This is a genomic window from Bradyrhizobium sp. JR3.5 (genome assembly GCF_054057015.1).
In genome coordinates this window covers 425,453-445,904 of sequence record NZ_JBSRYV010000001.1, presented here as the reverse complement: position 1 = coordinate 445,904, position 20,452 = coordinate 425,453, and the positions used below count along the sequence as shown (strand labels likewise).

Annotated in this window: 4 protein-coding genes and 2 pseudogenes; 3 read left to right on the top strand and 3 right to left on the bottom strand. The window is 63.8% G+C overall.

The genetic code is table 11. The features are described 5' to 3' along the window. Positions 1-1,053: 1,053 nt before the first annotated feature. The gene (locus ACVWW1_RS02250) at positions 1,054-12,483 is read right to left on the bottom strand and encodes a hypothetical protein (RefSeq protein WP_456654689.1); all 11,430 of its coding nucleotides are present in this window, start codon (positions 12,481-12,483) and stop codon (positions 1,054-1,056) included. A 3,993-nt stretch (positions 12,484-16,476) separates the two neighbouring features. On the opposite strand from ACVWW1_RS02250, the gene ACVWW1_RS02245 reads away from it, so the two are divergent. Beyond that, entirely contained in the window at positions 16,477-16,707 is a 231-nt protein-coding gene (locus ACVWW1_RS02245; protein WP_456656697.1) for a hypothetical protein, read from the top strand. A gap of 204 nt (positions 16,708-16,911) precedes the next feature. Beyond that, positions 16,912-17,205 carry a hypothetical protein gene (locus ACVWW1_RS02240; RefSeq protein ID WP_456656696.1) on the top strand — a complete coding sequence of 98 codons (294 nt, stop codon included), beginning with the start codon at positions 16,912-16,914 and terminating at the stop codon, positions 17,203-17,205. 9 nt (positions 17,206-17,214) lie between these two features. Here the strand turns inward: ACVWW1_RS02240 and ACVWW1_RS02235 are convergent. Beyond that, positions 17,215-17,412: pseudogene (locus ACVWW1_RS02235) on the bottom strand (LEPR-XLL domain-containing protein); the annotation flags it as partial. Between the two features lie 1,415 nt (positions 17,413-18,827). Here ACVWW1_RS02235 and ACVWW1_RS02230 point away from each other — a divergent pair. After that, positions 18,828-19,591: pseudogene (locus tag ACVWW1_RS02230) on the top strand (IS110 family RNA-guided transposase); the annotation flags it as partial. Positions 19,592-20,100: 509 nt separating this feature from the next. On the opposite strand, the gene ACVWW1_RS02225 reads toward ACVWW1_RS02230, so the two are convergent. After that, entirely contained in the window at positions 20,101-20,304 is a 204-nt protein-coding gene (locus ACVWW1_RS02225) for a cold-shock protein (RefSeq protein ID WP_456654688.1), read from the bottom strand. Positions 20,305-20,452: the final 148 nt, after the last annotated feature.

Genomic DNA, 20,452 nt, shown 5'->3' with positions numbered 1-20,452 from the left:
GGGGTCGGCATGTTGCTGCCGTAGACGCGCGTCATGCCGCTCGAATATTTGACCGACAGCACCGCGGCGGTGCCAAAGCCCTGCCCTGGACCGTCATGGATGATCTGGCTCTGGGTTCCCGGCATCTGCGATGCGGCGTCGCCACTCTGCCCGCCCAGGAAGGTCTGGTCGAAATAAATCTGGTCGCTGTCGGTGTTGCCGAAGACGCGCGTCAGATTGGCGGCCGGCGTGCCGTCGGCGGCGAACGTCACCGCACCATGGGCGATCACGCCCCGCAGGTGCATGACGGTGCCGTCGCCGGGGTCGGTGGCATCGAATTCCGCGATGCCGCTCGAGATCTCGCCGGTGCGGAAGAAGTCGCCGTAGATGTCGATGTTCTTCGCCGCGAGGATCTGCGAGTTCGCGTCGGTCGTGACGTCGTCGGCGATCCGCAGCAGAATCGAGCCGTTCGGGGTGTTGATCAAACCATGGCCGATCGACTCGAGCGCGTTTTCGAGGAACAGCACCGAGCCCGACCCGAGCAGGTTGAGATCCTCGCCCTGTGCCGGCGTCTCCCGCACGGTGAAGCGCAGATCGACCCCGCCCGTGCTGGCGGTGCCGTCGCCGAGACCGAGGCCCAGCGCCTGCAGCAACACGACATTGGCGCTGAGCGCCGGATTGAGCGGCGTCGCGTCGCGCAGCGCCGGATCGACGATGTTGCTTTCGGTCAGGTAGATGGCGCCGGTCGCGCGCGCGCCGATCGTGCCGCCCGCGACATAGGCCTGCGAATCGATCTCGAGATCGTTGCCGCCGTTCTTGTTGCCGATGTCTCCGCCGTCGGCGAACAGGTCGATCGTGTTGCCGACCACACTGGCGGTGTCGCCGCCGATGCCGCCTGCGCGCGCATCGAGAATTGAGCCGCTCTGGGTCGCCAGCGACACATCGCCCTTGGTCTCGACGAGGCCGACCTCGAGATCGCTGACCAGTTCAACGCCGCCGAGAAGCGACTTTGCTTCCGCTCCCCGCACCACGTCGGTGATGAAGATTCCCTGCGTATTGCTGCCGGAGTCCGTGTCAAAGGCGGTCAGCACGCCGAGCGGCGCACCGTGCAATTCGTTGACGTTGATCTCGAGGAAATTGTCGATCGTGCCGATGCCGCCCTGGCCCGACTTGTCCTGAGCGGGATCGCCGGTGATCTCGTTGTCGCCGGCGATCAGCGTGATGTTGACGCCGCCGACATCGGCATCGGCGCCGAGCCCGTCGTTGACCGCGTCGATGATCCGTGCCGGCGACTTCAGGGTCACGTAATTGCCGGTCGGCAGCAGCGGATCGAGATCCGGCAGCGACGCATCCTTGCCGGTGGACAGGATGCGGCCGACGCGGAGGTCGCCGGTCTTTTCGGCCTCGGTGATCGAGGCGTTGGTCAGGATGTCGATGTGATGCTGGTCGCCGCCGGCCGGTACCGGCACCGGATCGTAAGGCCCGCCGGTCAGGTCGGTGATCGCTTCGACATAGATCAGCTTCGGGCTGCCCCGCGGTCGGCTCCGCCGCCGTGACGATGATGTTGTGGCCCGAGGAGATGCCCGGCCGGTAGAGATGGCCATCCTGGGTCAGCGCCTTGACGACGTAGATGCTGTCGATATGCGTCGCGTTCGCCTTGGCAAGTGCGAACATGCCGACATCGAGCGAACCGCCGTCGGTGGTGTCCGGCGTGTTGAAGAACGTGAAGTGATCTTCGGCATTCGAGAGCGGCGGCGGAATGTGGCCCGCATAGACGACGTCGATGCCGTCGATCTTGCCGCCTCCGTTGCCGACGTCCACGCCGCTGACATCGGTCTCCTTGACGCTGCCCCACAGCTTCAGGTTGGCGTCGCCGGTGGTGTTGACGGCGTCGATGATCACGCTGGTGTTGTTGTCGCGGAAGCGCGCCTTGACGTCGAGATACGCCGAATCGTCGAGCGCATTGCCGTTCGCAGCATTGCCGGCTACGACGGTGAAGCGCTGCGCCGGGGTCAGTGACTGCGTATCGGTCAGCGGGCCGGCCGCGCTGATCTTGAGCGCGGTGTGCGGATCATTGATTCTGGCAAGCTGGATGTGCTGCAGGTCGGATGCGATGACGTAGTAGTAGTCGCCGCTGGTCAGGCCGTTCAGCGCCTTCGCGCCGCCTACCGTGTTGTATTGCACCAGCTCGCCGGTGAAGAACTGGTTGAGGCCGAGATAGATCGAGCCGTCGGCGCTGCTGACGCGCGCCGACAGGAAATCGGTCGCCGCCGGCACGTTCGCACTGTCGACCATATCGACGTTGATGCGATGGTTCGCGGCAACCGGCGTCTGGCCGAACAGATCGCCCGGATTCTGCCCGATGTTGCCGTCCGGCGTCTCGAGATCGAGGATGTTGGTGCGGATCAGTTGCCCGAGATGATCGGTGGTGTTCGGGTGGCTCGGATCATTGTCCGCGTCGGTACGGCTGGCGGTCGAGCGGATGTCGCCGTGCAGGCTGATGATGCGGGTCGTCCCGATCGGGTTCTCGATCTGGCCGTCGAGCACGATGGCAGGCGCTGCGGCGCTCAAACTCTCGACATCGACGAGCGTCGGCTTCACCGTCCGCTTGATGTTGAAGCTCAGCCCAAGCGAGCTGGTGTTTTGGATATCGACCACCGGCTCAACCGTCGTGTTGACGACGCTGATGCCGCCGACCTGCAGCGTATACTGCGAGAGGTTCAGCAGCCGCACGTGGTCGAAGGTGTCGACGAATGTCCAGAGGCCGGTGCCTGCGCTATCTTTGATGGAACCGGCCAGCGCGCCCGTCGTATCCTTGCCGGTGCTGAAGAACACCTGCCCCGGATCCTTATTGACGATATTGCCGACGATGATCTTCTTGTCGGCGTCGTCGATCGTGACGGGCACGTTCACATCACGGGTGACCGTGACGCCGCCGGCGCCGTTGTCGGTGACCGTCAGTTCCGGCGAGCGGCCGGACAAGATCACCACGTCGGAGCTGAAATCGATCAAGTCGTTGTCGATGGACGGCCGGTCACCGTTGTCGCCCGGGCCGCCATGTGCGCTGTCGCCGCCGGTCGCGAGCGACCGCTTGCTGCTGTCATGCGGCGCGGTAATCTTGATGTCGGTGCCATTGGCGGTGGTGACCCGGAACGCCAGGTGATCGGTATAGCCGCCATCTCCCGGAAGCAGCGGGTCGCTGGGGTCGCGCGGCCCGGCCGTGACGATCGCTCCGGTCACGCCGGGCTGGCTGCCCTTCGCGCCGAAGATCTGCGAGTCGAAGCGCGTGTTGTTGACGGAATCGCCGTGCACGTCGCCGAACAGCCCGGTGGCGCGCCCGAACGCATTGGCCTCGGTGTAAATGTGATCGTAGTTGGCGATGAAGTCGACGCCTTCATAGCCGGTCACGGCGGCTGCTGTGTCCAACGACACCTTGTTCGCCATGACGGCATTGATGTTGGAGTTGCCGGAGCCGATGGCCACGAAACCGGCGCCATAACCTTCGCTGTGCGCGACGGAGTTGACTCTCGACACGGTCGCCGCCACCCGGACGGCGCGCGCGGACAGCGATGCCGCATTGGCAACGTCGACCGTCGTGTGGCTGGGACTGATCGAGTTGTCGGGGTTGACGTGCCCGATCGTGTTGTTGGCGTTGGCATGCCCGTCACCGCCGAGGCCGATGCCGCTGGCATAGGCGTTGGTCGACTGGCCGCTGCCGGTGTTGGGATCTCCGATCTTGGTGTCGGCGGCCACATTGATCGTATTGCCCGCGAGGACGTCGGCGTTCGCCTTGACGGTCGCGCTTGTCGTGTAATCGATGGTCGAATTCGCCGTGGCATTGGCCACGCCGACGAAGCCGCCGGTGATCGATCGCGTCGCGGCAGTCGCCTGCGACAGCGAATTCGCCGTGAGCGTGAAGTTGCCGCCGGCCACGATGTGCGTCCCCGTGTCGACGTAGGCGATCGTGGTGGGAGCCTGGTCGTTCTCGCTCTTGGAGTCGCCGACGCCCACAAAGCCACCGGTGTCGTTCTTGGCGCTGGCCGTCGAGTTGGTCGTCGAGCTGCCGATGATCGAAATATCGCCGCCCACGGTGGCAATTCCGGCCGAGACATACGCGGTGACGGTGGGATTCTCCGTCAGCGTTCCGTGGTTCGTGTTAATGCCGACGAAGCCGCCGCCGGATCCGTTGCCGACCGCCGAGGAAATGCCGTCACCGGAGGGCGGCGAAACAACGTTCAACGGCACGCCGCCCGGACCGAGCAGCTGCTGCTGGCCGTCCACGCCGGGCCCGCCGGTGATGTCGATGCGCAGTTCCTGCAATCCCGAGGACGCACTGAGGTCGATGCCTTCGGGCCCGATCTTGTGGTTGGCCGACGCTCCCGGCGACACCGTCAGTCCGATCGCGCTGCCGCCGGGCGTCAACGCCAGCTGGAACGAGGTCGTGCTGTTGCCCGGATTGATGACGTAATAGGTCTGGCCGCTGTTCAGCCCGCCGATCGGCAGGTCGCCGGCCTTGACCAGGGTATGCGTCACGCTGGCGCCTGTCAGATTGGACAGGGTGATCGGCGTGGCGTTGTCGATGCGCGCGGCCGTATCGTGTTCGACCGTGACGGTATCCTTCACCGTCAGGGTCAGCGACGTCGTCCCGACCCCGCCCGCCGCGATCGTGAAATTCCTGTTGTTGCCGCTGGTGTCGGTGACCGAAATGGTCTCGCCGGCGAAGAACCCGTCATTGATCCAGCTGCCGCCATCGGTCCGATCGATCGTATCGTTGCCATTATCGTTTTGGGCGTCGTGGCGGGTAAAGTTGACGGCCACCACCTCGGTCGACAACAGCTGCAGCGTGCCGGCGCCGGTGTTGACGTTGGCCACCACATAATCCTTGCCGGCGGACAAGCCGCCGATGGCGTCGCCCTGCGAACTGATGGTCTTGACATCAGGGCCTTCCGGGATCAGCGATCCGCTCACCGTCAGCACGAGCGTGGAGGCACTGACACCGTTCGCGGCGATCGTGTACGTTCCGTTGTTGTTGCCGAGCCCCGACACCGTGATCTGCTGACCCGGCTTGTAGCCGGCCGACAGCCAGCTGCCGCCATCGGTGCGCGTGATCGTGTCGGGCACCGGATTGCCCTTGGAGTCCTTCACGATGTTGATCGTCTTGGCCTCCGGACCCTCCGCCGTCACGGAGCCGGCCGATGCCGTCAGCACGATCGTCGACGCCGTCACCCCATGGTCGGCGATGGTGTAGGTATTGTCGTTGCTGCCCGCGCCGGAGATGTGGATCTGCTGCCCCGCCGCGAAGCCCGCGTCGAGCCAGCTGCTGCCGTCCGTGCGGGTGATGGTGGCGAGGCCCAAGCCGATCGTCTTGGTCTCGGCCGGCTGCGAGATCACCGAGATCGATTTCGCCACGAGCGGCGCAGCGACCGGGCTCGCGAAGGTTTCGGAGGTGATGCTGACCGTGTCGGGCTTTGCGAAAATCTTCGTTTCGGGACCTTCCACAACAACCGGAAGGTTTGACGTCAACACCAACGTATCGCCGCCGGCGAAACCGGCATCGATCGTGTAGGTGCCGTTGTTGTCGCCGTTGCCGCTGATGACGATCTGCTGCCCGACGGCATAGCCGAGGGTCGACCAGTCCAGCCCATCGGCGCGCTTGATGGTGTCGTTGGTCCCGTTGTTGCCGAAGGTGACGCTGACCGCGTCGGTCTGCGCGAAGGCACCGTTGGTCGTCAGCAGCAATGTCGCGCCGCCCGTATAGCCCGCGTCGATCGTGTAGGTGCCGTTATTGAGACCCGCCCCGCCGAGATGAATCTGCTGCCCGGCGGCATAGCCGAGATTCAGCCAATTCGCGCCATCTGCGCGTGTGATCGTGTCGTGGGTGCCGCTGTTGCCCAGGCTGAGCTGGGCGGTGTTGGCGTGGGCGAAGGAGCCATTCGATGTCAGTGTCAGGGTGGAGGTGCCGACACCGCCGGCGGCGATGGTGTAGGCCCCGTCGTCGTTGCCGCTTCCGGCGACCGTGATGACCTGGCCAGGCTGATAGCCGCCGGTCTGCCAGTTGCCACCGTCGTTGCGCCGGATCGTGTCATTCGTGCCGTTGTTGCTGAACGTGAAACTCGCGATGACCGTGTGCGCGAACGAGCCGTTGCTGGTCAGCTGCAATGTCGAATTGGTGACGCCGTTGTCGGCGATCGTAAAGGTGCCGTTGTTGTTGCCGGCGCCGGTGATGGTGATCTGCTCGCCGGGGATGAAGCCGAAATCGACCCAATTCTTGCCGTCGGTGCGCGTGATCGTGTCGTGCGTCCCGTTGTTGCCGAACGTGACGGCAAGCGTCGCACTCTGGTTGAACGTGACGTTGAGCGTGGTCGAGTTGTCGAAAATCACACCCGTCGTGATCGACGAACTGTTGTCATAGGTAACGACCTGGCCGTTGCTGAACGGGTTCTGTGGCGATCCGTTGTCGTTGAGGAATTTGATCGTGCTGGTGGCGTTGTCGACCTGCTTGCTGCTGAACGTCTCGGCCGGCGGTGCTTCGTAGGTGACCGCTTCCTGATTCGTGAAGTTGTTGGCGACATTGATCGTGTTGCCGCCGGTGATCAGCGTCGGATCGAACGTCGTCAGGTAGTTTTGCGGATTGAGGGCGCGGTCCTGCGTCGTCTCGAGCTTGATGCGGAAGCCGTCGAGCACGCGCACGTAATAGGTAGTGCCGGCCGTGAGGCCGCCGATGACCGGCGAGCCGGCGCCCGGCTCGTAAACCACGGCGTCGCCGCTCTGGAAATTGTGCGGCGTTTGGAACGTGATCGTGTCGGTATCCGCGTTGACAGCGGCCCCGTCGAAAATCGAACCCAGCGCCAGGTCGTCGACGCCGATGCTGATGACGTTGTATGAACGGATGACGATGGACGGCTTGCCGGTGTTGTTGTCGATCGTGGTCGGATCGGTGTAGGAGGTCTCCAAGCTGCCGGTGCCCGTTCCGGTCGCCGTGGCGCCGATCAGCGTGTGACCTTCATTGTCGTAGGTGACGACGTCGCCGGTGGTCAGGCCGTTGCCCGCCACATGCAGCGTGTCGTTGGCCGAGTTGATCGATGTGATCGTGTAGGTCGGCACATTGACGCTCGGCGGCGCTGCGGTCGCCTTCACGTTGATCTGGTTTGTGCCAAGCGTGCCCGCGTGCACGGTCCCGGCGGAGATGTAGGCCAGCACGTCCGGATTGATCGTGGTGTCGCCGCTCGATGCGCCGACGCCGATCAGGCCGCCCGTGACGCCCTTGGTGACGGCATCACCCTCGGGGTTCTCCGTTGCGGTCACATTGATGTTGCCGGTCGTGCTGATCAGACCGCTGGTGGAGATGTATCCGTGCACGGTCGGCGTCATGGTGACCGTGGCCTTGTTGTCCGTGCCGGCGATGAGGCCGCCGCCGACCGCCTGCGAGTATGCGCTCGCGGTGTCGGTGTCGAGAGCCTCTATGGTCAGGTTGACCGCACCGGGGCCGCCCGTATCGTTGCGGACCTCGCCATCCAGATGCGCTGTGGTCGAACCCTGAGTTTTGGCCTCCGAAATGCTCGCGCCGACACCGACCAGCCCGCCGCCGATGCCGTGCGACGTCGCAGCGGCGCGATTGTTGCCGATCGCCCTGACCTGCACGCTCCCCGAGGCATTCACCCGGCCCTTGATCGCCGACTCGATCACCGGGCTCATGATGGCCGTCGTCGAGGCACCGGCCACCGCAACCACAGCGCCCGCCGACGACGCGCCATCCGCGTTGGCGCCAAAACCGCCATGCGGATCGACGCCTTGGTTCGTGGACGCGGTGACTGAGATGTTGTTGGCCGCCGTCGTACCGTTGCCGATGCTGGCGGTCACGTGCGGCTCGACGTCCGCCTCGGCGATCGAGGCGCCGACCGCGAGACCGCCGGCAGCCACGCCCACGATGTTCGTGTCGAGCTTTTCGACCGCGGCGGCATCGATGGTGACGTCGCCGGTCGTCTTGATGTTCGCACCGTCGCCGATCTCGGCATCGACCGACGGCGACATGGTGTCCTCGGCGAAATTGACGCTGAACGCGCCGATGCCGGCCGAGACAGCGACCGTCTTGGTTTCCGCCGTGTCCGTCGAACTCGACGTCAGTTTCAACGAATGGACCGTCTTCCCGGCCGACTGACCGATCTGAGCGTTGTTGGCGACGATCGCATTGGCCCCGCCGGTGATGTTGAGGTTGGTGAAGGAAACGCCCGCGGCCACGCCACCGGCGGCGACCTCACCCGTGAGCTGCTGTATGTTACGCGTATCGCTGGCATTGACCGTCACGTCACCCGCCTGAGTGACGTTGCCGAGGCTCGCCTGGGTCAAGCTGTTGTCGTTGATCACGACGACCGCGGCACCGATCCCGACGAAGCCCGCCGAGCCGTCGATGGCGGTCAGGTTCAGCCCTTCATTGAGGAAGGCGTTGACATCGATGTTGCCGCCCGCGCTGAGATTGCCGTTGGCGAACGCGGCGACATTGTCCGCGACCGACAGCAAGGCGACCGACGCGCCGGCGCCGACGATGCCGGCCGCGATCTGGCCGGCGTTCACGGTGAAGCTGTCTACTTCGTTCGCGGTGATGCCGATCGCACCGCCGGCCGTCAGGTTCGCGCCGCCCTCCACCACCGCCGTCGTTCCCAACGGCACCGCGGCGGGGTTCTGATTCTTCGGCTGCGGGGCAGCGTCTTCCTCGCCCGCGATCGCACTCCCCGTGGGCACGCTGCTGCCCAGGTCGGCCATCGCCTTCTGTGTGCCCGCATGGACGCGGTTCGTATTGGTGTTCGGGTTGCCTGTCGCATCCGACGAGAAATTGCCGAACCCGCCGCCCTTGCCGCTGCTCCCGGTGGCGAGCCCGGTCCCGCCGTCGACCTGGCCGGTCGCGTAGGTATCCGCGGAGCTGCCGCCGCCATCCAGCGCACTCTTTGTCTGAGTGCCGGTATTGTCGGTCGTGGTCTTCTCAATCTGCGTGCCAATCGACCAGACGCTCACCGTCCCGCCGACTCCGACCGCACCGAACGCGCCGCTGGCGTCGAACCCGGTGAAATTCTTAAGACTGAGGGCATCGACATGGATGTCGCCTCTGGCGTGGACATCCGCGCCGGGCTCGACGTCCGCCCTGACATTCGCATTCAGCGTGCCGACGTCGATGGCGCCGGAAATTCCCGCGAATCCGGCAGCGATGCCGATGACGTAGGTTTGTACCGACACAGCATCGGCAGCGTTGACGTAGACGTTCTGGCCCAGATGCGCATCCGCCTGATCGCCATTGATGACGGCATTCTGACCGATGATCGCATCGGTGTCCGTATTCATCAACGTGATGCCGACGGCGCCGGACACGCCGACGAAGCCGCCGCCGCCTGCAGCCACGATGTGCAGGACATTTTCGCTCGACTCGGCCTGAACAATGACCCCGCTCTCCGTTGCCTTGTCGAAGCTTCCCGACGTGATGCCGCCGGTGAGCACGCCACCTCTTCCATCGCCGCCAAACGCATCCACGTGCGCGTCATTACCGATGAAGGCTTGCGTATCCTTGTCGAACACCATCACGCCGACCGCTGCGCCGATACCGGCCGATCCGCCGACACCAAGCGCCCCGGACAGAATGAAGACCTGGCTGTCGTCGACGGCCGAAACGAGGACATCGCCGTTGGCGGTGACATGTGCGCCATCATTGATGAACGCCTTGGTGATGTCGTTGATGACCATCACGCCGACATTGGCGCCGACGCCGACCCCACCGCCGCCGATCGCGATACCGACCAGGACCGTATCTTCCGCCGCGGTCGCCTCGACGACGACATCGTTGAGTGCGTTGACGATAGCCGACTTGCCGATGAAGGCTTCCGTGGAGGAGGGCGATGGGTTCGATGCCGGATCACCGACGATATTGACGCCGACATTCGGCGCCACGCCCACGCCGCCGACGCCGACCCCGACGCCGATCGCGAGGTGATAGAAATCGTCGCCGGCGCCGACCAGCACGGATTGGGCCCTGGGTCCGACCACCGGAGCCGGCGTGTCGGTGTTGATGGTCGCGTTGTCGCCGATATAGGCCTTGGTGGTGGCGTGAACGACGTCGACGCCGGCGGAAACGCCGACGCCGACGGAGCCGGCCGCAAACGAGATGGTGAAGGTTCGGATCGCGTCCGTGTTGGTTGCCGCGACGGCGAGACCATGGAAGCCCGGCGCGAGGTGGACCGGTGCAGACCGTCGGCCGCTCAGCGACGGATCCTCGGTCTTCATCTGCGTCTTGCTATTGTTGTTGTTCAGATCCATGTCGCCGAGTTGCGGCGTATTGACCTGCCCTTGCGATTTCAGTTGCGCCCTGTCGCTCGGATTGTTGCTGGTCGCGTCGTTGAAGGTGGAAGCGTCACCCGATTTGACGCCCGCCGACCCGCCCTGCGGGTCGAAGGTCGACGCGTTGGTGTCGAATTGGGGATCGAACCTGCCGGTATTGACCGACAGACCGGTGCCAAATCCGTCGGCAGTGACGTTGGCACCCGCGCCGATGAAAGCTTCGGTGTCCTTGGTGAAGACGTCGACGCCGACGCCGGCGGCGACGCCGACCGACCCGGCCGCGAGCACGCCGACGACCTCATTGATGTCCGAGGCATCGTTGGCCGCAACCGAGATGCTGCCGGTCGCATGTACGTCACCAGCTCCGAAGCCGGATGGGTTGGCCGGATCATCGCCAATGAAGGCGCGGGTATGCAGATCGAACACGTGGACGCCCGCGTCGGCAGCGACTCCCACGTCACCCACGCCGATGCCAGCGGCGACCGAAATCAGGCTTTCGCTCGATTCCGCGTCGACGGTGATGTTCCCGTCGATGGTCGCGGTCACGCCCGAGTCGATATAGGCATAGGTGTGCTTGGTCATGTCGCCGACATCGGCGCCAACACCGGCCGCAACGCCGCCCGAAATGCCCAGCGAACCGGCCACTGACACGATCGAGGTCGGATCGCTCGCGCTGATCTGCAGGTTGCCGCCGCTGCCGACGCTGGTGGTGACGGTCGCGCCCGGGCCGACATAGGCCTTGGTCGTCTCGTCGAGCACGTTGATCGCCGCCGAGCCGGCGACCCCGGCATCGCCGCCAACCGCGATACCGGCCGCGATCGTGATGATGTCCTCGCCTGCCGAGGCCGTAATATCGACATCGCCGCCGGCATTCACCTTGGCGGACTGGCCGACATAGGCCAGCACGGTGTCCGAATGCACCAAAGTGGTGTTCGCCACGCCGATGCCGGCATCACCGCCGGCGCCGACAGATCCTGCGATCATGGTCGTCGTGAAGCTGCTGGAGGCGTCGACCGTCACGCCAGCGCCGGCATCGACGTGGGCGCCGCCGTCGATATAGGCTTCGGTGTCTCCATGAATGTCTGCGATCGCCACCGAGGCAGTCACGCCGACATCGTCGCCCACCCCGAGCGTCCCCGCGACCGACAGCATCGTCTCCGTCGAGGTCGCCGTCACGCTGACGGCGCCGCCGGCCTGCACCATGGCCTGGCTGCCGATATAGGCGAAGGTATGCTTGGTCAGGATCTCGACATCGAGACCAATGCCGATACCGGTCGAGCCGGTCGTGATACCAAGCGCGCCGGCGACGCTGCGAATCTCGGTCTCGTTGATCGCCTTGACCGTGATGGTCTGGCCGGCGCTCGGGCTGTAGAGGCCGCCCTTATTGATATGGCTTGAGGAGCCGATATGCGCGTCGACGTCGATATCAAGGACGTTGACGATGAACGAGCCGCTGACCGCGGCGTCGCCGCCGCTGGCCGAGCCCGCCACGGCCACCGAGGTCAAGGTCAGATCGGCGCCGCTCGGGGCGTGCGGAATGGCGATGGGCGTCGGGTTGAGGGTGCTTTCGGCATCCACCGTTAGGGCGCCGGCTTCATCGGCATCGCCGGCGATGAACGCCTTGGTCGTGACGTCGTGCATGACCGCGACATTGATGGTCGCACCGAAGCCGCTGCCGCCCTCGGAGAACGCAGCGGCCGCAGCCACGGTCTGAAGATCGAAGTTGGCCTTGGCGGTGACGTCGGTATTGGCGCTCGATTCCAGATGCGACGCGGCGGCCGTCGAGGCTTCGGTTTCGAACTCGTGGATGACGTTGATGCCGACCGACCCGGCGACCGAGGCGGTGCCGTTGTCGCCAGTCGCGGCCGCTGCCGCGCCCCAAACGATGAAATCGTCGGTCTTGCCGGTCGGAATGATCGCCTCGATGGTGATGCCATTGCCGGAGACCGTGGAGGCACCGGTGACCTGGGCCTTGTTGGTCGCATTCACCACGTTGAGGCCGACGGCCGCGCCGACATTGGTGCTGTTGTTCATCGCGAGCGACGCACCGACGGCCTTGGCGCCGGCATCGTCCTCCGCCTGCGCCGACAGCTTGAGCGCGCCATGCGCGGTGATATTGGCGCCATGGGTGATCTTGGCCGTGTTGTCCGACGTGAGCACATTGACGGAGACCGACGCGGCCACGCCGACGCCGCTCGAATCACTGCCCCGCCCTCACCCGAGCTCGAGCTCTTGCCGCTGCTCGATTCGCTGGTCGCAGTGCTGCCACCCGATGCCGTGCTGAGGGAGGTCGTGTTGCTTCCGGCGTTGCCGGCGTTGCCGCTCAGCTGCTTGTTGGCCTGCTCGTCGGAGGTCTTGGACGAATTGCTGGTATTGTTGTCGTCCGATTTGTCCTTGGACGCACCGCTGACGGTGGCGATCGCCTCCGCCACGCTCGACACCGCTGCGGACGACTGCAGGGTGAAGCCGCCGAGCGTCGTGGAGATGCCGCGTGCCACCTCGGCGCTGTTCTCGACGTCGACGACGGCGACCGAGACCGAGGCGCCCACGCCGACGCTCTTGCCTGCCGCCTTGGCGTCGGTCTCGGTCAGATCGTCCGCGGTAACGGCCGAGGTGATAGAAACATCGCCGGTGCCCGAAATCCCGGTGCCGTTGTCGGTGCCGACATAGGCGCTGACGGTGTCGTCGATCACGGCAACGGCGGCGCTGATGCCGACCGCCACGCCCGAAGACGACTCAGCACCGTTCTCGCCGTGCGTGTACGATGCGTCACCCGAGCTCGCCGAGACCGTCAATGCGCCGATCGTGCCGCTGATCGTGGTGCCGTCGGTGATCGCAGCCTTGACCAGGTTATGGTTGCTGTCGGGGCCGATGACATTGACCGCTATGGAAGCGCCGACGCCGACATTCTTGCCGCTGGCGTCGCCGTCCGACGGCCTGGCAATTGCGATATTCGCCTCATCGCTGGCCGCCACGACCGAGACATCCCCACCACCGGTGATCGTCAGCGTCGCGGCGCCGCCGCGGCCCAGCACCGCTTCGGTGTCGTTGTTGACGACATTGATGGCCACCGAACCAGCGACTCCGATATCGCCATCACCGGCGCCGGACGCCGCGTCGGCCCGGCTCGAATGCGTCGCGTCGTGCAGGACCTGGTTGTCGTTGCCGGTCCCGGTCAGGGCGATCGCCGTGCCCGCAATCGCGTCGTCGCGCGACGCCGCCAGCTGATAATGCCCTTCGCCGAGATCGATGACGTAGTAGGTCTGGGTTTTCTGCGTCAGCCCGCCGACCGCCGCGCCAAGCGCTGCGTCGTAGGTGACCTGATCGCCGGTGCGCAACTCGCTGTAGTCGCCCGCGTTGAACAGCGTGACCGTGCCTTGCGGGTTGAACTTGATCGGGCTGAGCAGGTTCGGCGCAGTGGCTCCCCCAGGGAGGTCGACATATTTGAAGAAATCGTGCTCGGAGCCGCTTCCGGTGGATGTGAGCTTGATGTAGTTGCCGTTGCCGGCCTCGGCGTCCGACTGCCCGTTGCCGTTGCCCGTGCCGTCGCCATACAGCCGGATCGTGCCGTCCTCGGCGACGTTGACGTAGTAGCTGCCGCCGAAGCTCAGACCCTGGATCGATGAGCCCTTCGGCGTGTACAGCACCTCGTCGCCGTTCTTCAGGCCGGCATCGAGGCCGACGAAGATCGAATCCTCCTTGAACACACTGTCAGTGACGCCGTCCTGCGTGACGACGGCCGGCGCGAGCGCCGGCGCCGCGATTTCGCGGTCCGCCATGACGGCGCCGGCACTGATGCCGCCGCCGCTGACCACGGCGCCGCTGCCGATATAGCCGAGATTGGTGATGTTGCTGACATTGATCGGCACCGCCACGCCGATGCCAGTGCCACCTTTTGCGGTGGCGGCGCCATTGGCGATTGCGTGGCTGTCGATATTGGCGCTCGACAGCGTCGACACGAGGCCGGTCGCCGTGACGTGGCGCCCGCTCGGAATCGACGCGATCGATGTTCCGTTCTCGATATTGATCGCGACTGCGCCGGCGACGCTGACGGAACCGCCCGACGTCGACGCGGATGGCCGCTTGTCGCTCTGGGTCTTGTTCGGATCGGTGCCCTCGGTGGTCGTGTCGCGGGACGGCGTCGGCGCGACCGAGACGAACTCCTGGCTGCCGTTGGGCGAACCGATCAGGTTGATGGCATTCTTATCGTTCTTCGCGTCATCGGCCGAATGGTAGAACTTGTAATTGCCGCCGCCGACGTCTCGTACATAATAATTCTGGTTGTTGAGCAGCCCCTCGCCGGAAGTGGCATCGAGAATATGGAACTTCACCTCGTCGCCGGTGTTGAGGCCCGATCCGAGCTGGATCGTATCGGCGTTCGTATCGACGTTGGCCGCGGTAAAGCCGAACGTCTGCCCGCCGCTCGCCTTCTCATTGTTGGCAAAGCTCTTTTGCGCATTTGTCTTGCCGTCGACGCTGCTGTTGTCGCTATCCTCGCCCTTCGAAGCATTGTCGTCTTCGCCGCCCTTCGAGCTGGCCCTGGAGATGCTTTCGCTGAGTGAAATCGCGCTCGACATGAACGCGGCGATGCCGCTCGAGGCGATGTCGCGGTTGGTGGTCGACAGCGAGGTGTCGTTGATGATCGACAGCGAGATCGAGATGCCGACCCCGGTCTTGCTGAACTTGGTGTCGCCGGTGGCGATCGTCTGCACCGTATCAGTCAGCTTCGAGGATGCGCTGAAGCCATCGACTCCGACCGTGAGCAGCGAGCCGCTGCCAAGAGTCGCATGCGTGTCGTTGTCGGCGACCGAAATCGCGATGATCGGCGTCACCGCCGTCTGGCCCTGACCGCCGCCGGTTGCCTCGGTGTCCATCTTGTGGACCGAGTCGGCAAGCAGGCTCAGCCCCTTCGCGCCGCTGACGCCGGCATTGTTGCCAAGGAACGCCGCGGTCTCGTCCTGGCCGTATCCGACCCCGACCGAGAGCCCTATGCCGAACTTCGTCTCGTCGCCGCCGCCCTCTCCTCCCGGCAACGCCTTGGTCGTGATCGTGATGTTCGAATCGGCTTCGATCAGGACATCCGGGCTGCCGAGCAGGGTCAGCGACGAACCGGTGTCGATATAGGCTTTGTTGGTGGTCAGGATCACGTTGACGGCCAACGAGCCGGCCACACCGACCTTGGTTGGATCGCCGGCGCCCGAGGTCGCTTCGGCATCGAAGCTGCTTGCAGTCGACGGCTTGACCTCGATGCTGAGCGCGTTCGCAGCGATCGTCGTGGTCCCGCCGACAAACGCGAGATTGTCGCGGGTGGCGGTGTCGATGGCAACGGCGACGCCGACCCCGGTGTTTCCGGTTCCCGTGTTGGAGCCGTCGGCGGTGACCGAAATAATGTCGGTCGGGTCGACCAACACCGTGACCGCGCCGGTGCCGACATGGCCGATCGACGCATTGTTGATGAACGCCGACGTCGCCCCGAGATCGACGCCGACCGACACGGCGCCGGCGACGGTAATGTTGCTCTCGGTGCCCGCCGCCCCGGTGGACGTATTGTCGGCGGTCGTCGCCTTGTTGGTCGACAGCACGTTCTCGCTGGGATTGTCGGGACTCGCTCCGTCATGTTGCGACGAGCCGTCCGTGGAGGACGTCGACGCCGTGCTGAACTCGCGGTCCGAAGCCGCGCTGACGGTGACGGAACTGCTGTCGACGGATGCCCCGTCGACGGAGGCCGTGGTGTCGCCGTACAGGACCGAGACCGCGACCGCGGCGCCGGCCGTCACACCCGTCGCGTCGGCCTTGGTGTCGCCGATGACCTTGCTGCTCGCCGTGACTGTCGCGGCACCGGAAGCACTGAGCTGGGCCGAATCGAAGACGGCGGCCACGGCCTTGCTCTCGAACACCGTCACGGCCACCGCGCCGTCCAGCTTGGAGTTGCTGTTGTCGCCCCCGGAGTCGGGACCGACGACTTCGGTCTTCAACGTGCTGATGTCCGAGGTGGCGTGAGCGTCGATCTTGCCGGCCGAGGTGATCTGCGAACCACCGTGGATTAGCACCTCGGGGTCGGCGCTGCCGACGGTGACCGCGAAGTTGACCGAACTGTTGTTCTTGGCCGTGCCGATGATGCCGCCGCCGGCGTCGTCGACCAGCGCATTGATGCTGACATCGCCGCTGCCCTGGGTCTTGACCGTCGAGCCGTCGCCGATATCGATCATTGACGCTGCTGAAGCTCAGGACCAGCGAAACATTCGACAGGTTGCTAACGCCCATATTGGCGTCGAGAATCGACTGATCGTTGAGACTGAACTGACCGATACCGCTGGCATCGTCCGCGCCACCCGTACTGATATTGAAATTGGAGCGCGCCTCCAGCGTGATGTTGCCGCCCTTGGCGAGGAAACTGGCCCCGTCTAGGGTAATTCCGGCATTACCAATAGCCACGGCCGCCTGCGAGAAACCTGGGATAAAACCGGCACCGGGAAGCGCTCCGGTCAGGCCGATCTGGTCGGACTTGAGAGTGAGATCACCGGCAACGGTGAGACTATTCGTGGCTGTGATTTCCGAATTGCTGGTCACCGACAGCCCGAACTGCAGACTGGCGTCCTTGTCCAGCTTGACGTGGTCCTGGACAGCCCGCTGGTCGCCGCCATCGAAAGTAATGTCGAGCAGGTTTTTGTTCCCGCTGATGCCGGTCAGGCCGGCGTCGAGGGTCGAGAACGTATCGGTTTCAATATGAACCGTGTCGCTAATAACGTCGCCGAGGATGGAGCCGCGTTCGATCGTAATTTGACCGCCAGTGAGAAGCTGGGCGTTCGTAGCCGCCTGAGTCCCAGCCGCGTCGGTGAACATCTGAACGTGCGTCGCGTCAACCGCCTTCACCCAAAATTGGGTGGCAGCGGATGCGCCGTATGACAAATCCGCCGAGAGCAGCAGCCGCGGCTCAATTGCCTCTAGCGTAAAGCTTTGGCGTTTTGGCTTGGCGGTGGAGCGCGCTGCGCCGCCTGTGCGGCGCCTCTTACTGACGCGGACCGGGAAAATTTCACGCACGACTTTGTCGAGGAGCGATTCGAACGCGGAGCGCTTAAAGGCTTCCCTGTTCCAGCGCCAATGAATACCCATTGGAATGCTCCATTTGAAAATGGACCTGACGGCGCAGAAAAAACACTCACGCAACGGCACCCCGGGCGGCTACGCGCCGGGGTGAAACAAATTAGCGACTGACCGAGTCGAGGAGAGCGCCTCTGATTATGAGGCTGTCCGATTTGGCGCGGGGCCGGTGTCGAGATGAAAACCAAACATCCGAAACGTTGAGAAAAAGATTCATCGCAGCGTCCTCTACGAACAACGAGCCGCGGCTTCAAATTGACTAAAAGTAGCGAAGCATAGATTGGATTTAGCAACACGAGGCAACAAAACTATGACACGTCGCCTTCGTATTCACAAGCACCGTCGTGCTCATCGAATTTCTTCGTCGCAACGTGAGGCAGTTCACAATTCATGCTGCCGAGAAAGAAACACAGCGAGGGAGCGGGCCCATTGGCAATGGGGCGCCGCGACCGAAAGTGGCATGTCGGAAGCCACTGATCGCTCAATTGATTTTCCTGCACTTATTGATTGCGGCGCACAGTGTCTCGTTATCGAACAGCGACAACGGTGTGCGGGAAGTCTTCTCCGTTCGATCACGTGACCTCGAAGAATGCGCACAGCATGACTGTGACGCATCCTGCGGCAGACCGAACGGTGCCTTCGGCGAGCAAAACGATCAGGACCAGCGGAGACAACTACGGCTGCATTCCACACACCCGCGACTTCGACGTGACCGACAATAGCCGCCGACAAGCATCGAATGCGACGCGACAAGCTCTACAGCCGTGGCACCCTAAGGGCCCAGCTTGAATCTGCATAACCTTTGCAGAAACCAATCCTAGGGAAGCTAAGTCGACTTAGCTTCCCTATGCGCAGGTTCTCCCCGGTGTGTTCGTCGACAGTCCTCCGATCGGCTCTTGAGTCTTGCTGATGCAAGTGCGCGAATACGGTCTAGATAATTGTGTTTCCGTACCGAAGAACACGGGCTGGGGATCCAGCCGTCAGCAAAAATCGAGGAGCAAAGGATGTCCCGAAATAGATCATCGCCCCGCACGAAGCACAGGGCTGATGTCCTTGCCGCGCTTCAAAGCCTCACTGCGAAGGGCGAAGTAGTTGCTAGGGAAGTTAACGGCCAGACTCGGTATTTCGCCACGGAGTATGCGCCGCTTCCTCCACGCCCTCTCGAGAGAGACGCCAATCCGACTAGACCAAGGCAAAAGTAGCTATGCCAACGGCGTCAGTACCATGCGGTAGTGCACCTCACGTCAGTCCCAGCTGCGGACGATCCAGCCGGCCATGCGCTTGATTGTCATCGTTTGCAATATTGCCCTTAAGCCGGGGGATCGGCGTCCAAATTTAGAAACGATGACGTAATTGCGTCGGCGCCCGCGGCTCGAAAGGCCCGCTATCTTCAAGCCTTCCCGCAATCTCGCGAATCGGAGGGGGCTATGAAGCAATATGTTGGGCTGGATGTCTCGCAAAAAGAAACGTCAGTATGTGTGGTCGACGAAGTGGGTCAGGTCTTGTTCGAGGGAAAGGCCAAGTCCGCCCTGGGGCGCTCACGGCACTGCTTCGCAAGCGGGCGCCACAGGCGGAGCGCATCGGATTTGAGACGGGGCGATGGCGGGTTGGCTATGGCATGAACTTCGTAGGGTTGATCTTCCGGTGGTCTGCATCGACGCGCGGCATGCCCACGCGGCTTTGTCCGTACGCATGAACAAGAGCGATCAGAATGATGCTCGAGGTCTGGCCGAACTGGTGCGGGTTGGCTGGTATCGAGAAGTCAAAGTCAAGAGCGAGGAAAGTCAGAAGATCCGCGCGATACTCGTCGCGAGATCTCGGCTCGTGGCCATTCGTCGAGATATCGAGAATTCAGGTCCGCAGTTTAATCAAAGAATACGGCTTGCTCTTCCCACGCGCGATCGGACCGCAGTTTCGCAATCAGGTCTGCGAGCTATTGGGCGAAGATCCTCAACTCCTCAGCGTGATCGCGCCGCTTCTGTCGATCCATGAGCAGATCTGCAAGCAGCAAAGCAAGCTCGACGACGAAGTTCGCCAGTTGGCGAAGTCGGATGAGACGACGCGCCGCCTGATGACGGTTCCTGGTGTCGGCGTGGTGACCGCCTTGACCTTCCGCCATACGATCGACGACCCATCGCGCTTCCGATCGGCATCAAGCGTCGGCGCCTATCTGGGTCTTACGCCTCGACGCACCCCACTTGATGCGACCTTGCCGGAGATCTGCGCCAAGTTCGGTTCCGGCGTCGCGCTGATGGTGCTCGACCTCACCGACACGCCGCCGGGGCCCGGCTTGAACCGCGAGAGCCGAGGGGAAATCGACCGTCGCCGCCTCGCCGCTGCTGGCCCGCAAACCCAGGGCATCAAGTGCGCCGATCTCATCAGCGACGCCTCGACCATCGTGAAGCACGATCCTGGCTTCGCGCGACAGAATCTGTCGGAGAAGCGCGCCACGCTCGAGATCCTGACGAAGGCCCCGGCTCCGCTACTCGGGGCAGCGCCGATACCGTCATCCAAGTCAGGGGCGGTCACGGCCACGGCCATGGATGGGGGGCCATCACGGCGGGCGCGGGCATCACTACGGCTGGGGCCGCGGCCACCATTATGGTTGGGCGCACCATCGCCACTAAGCGGCGCGCGTGCGATAGCTTTAAAATAAAGGCCCGCCGGGCGTGAACCGGCGGGGGTTGACTTCGAACCTCGTTAGCCGACTCTCAGATTCTCGGCAGACGTCTTGCCCCGATTCTCCCTCTCTTCGTAGCTTACCTTTGCGCCCTCGTTGAGACTGCTCAGACCGGCCTTTTCGACCGCCGAAATGTGCACGAATACGTCTTTGCCGCCGTTGTCGGGCTGGATGAATCCAAATCCCTTGACTGGATTGAACCACTTCACAGTACCTGTCGCCACGCCGCTCTCTCCCTTGAAGCCATGAGAGGCACCCTAAGTCGGTAGCGCAGCCGGCTGCAAGAAAAACCGGCCGAGCATGGACCGGCGGCCTAGGTTGCTCGCCGAAAAACGATGTCGATTCTAGTGAGGCCGTTAACAAACCAGCAAG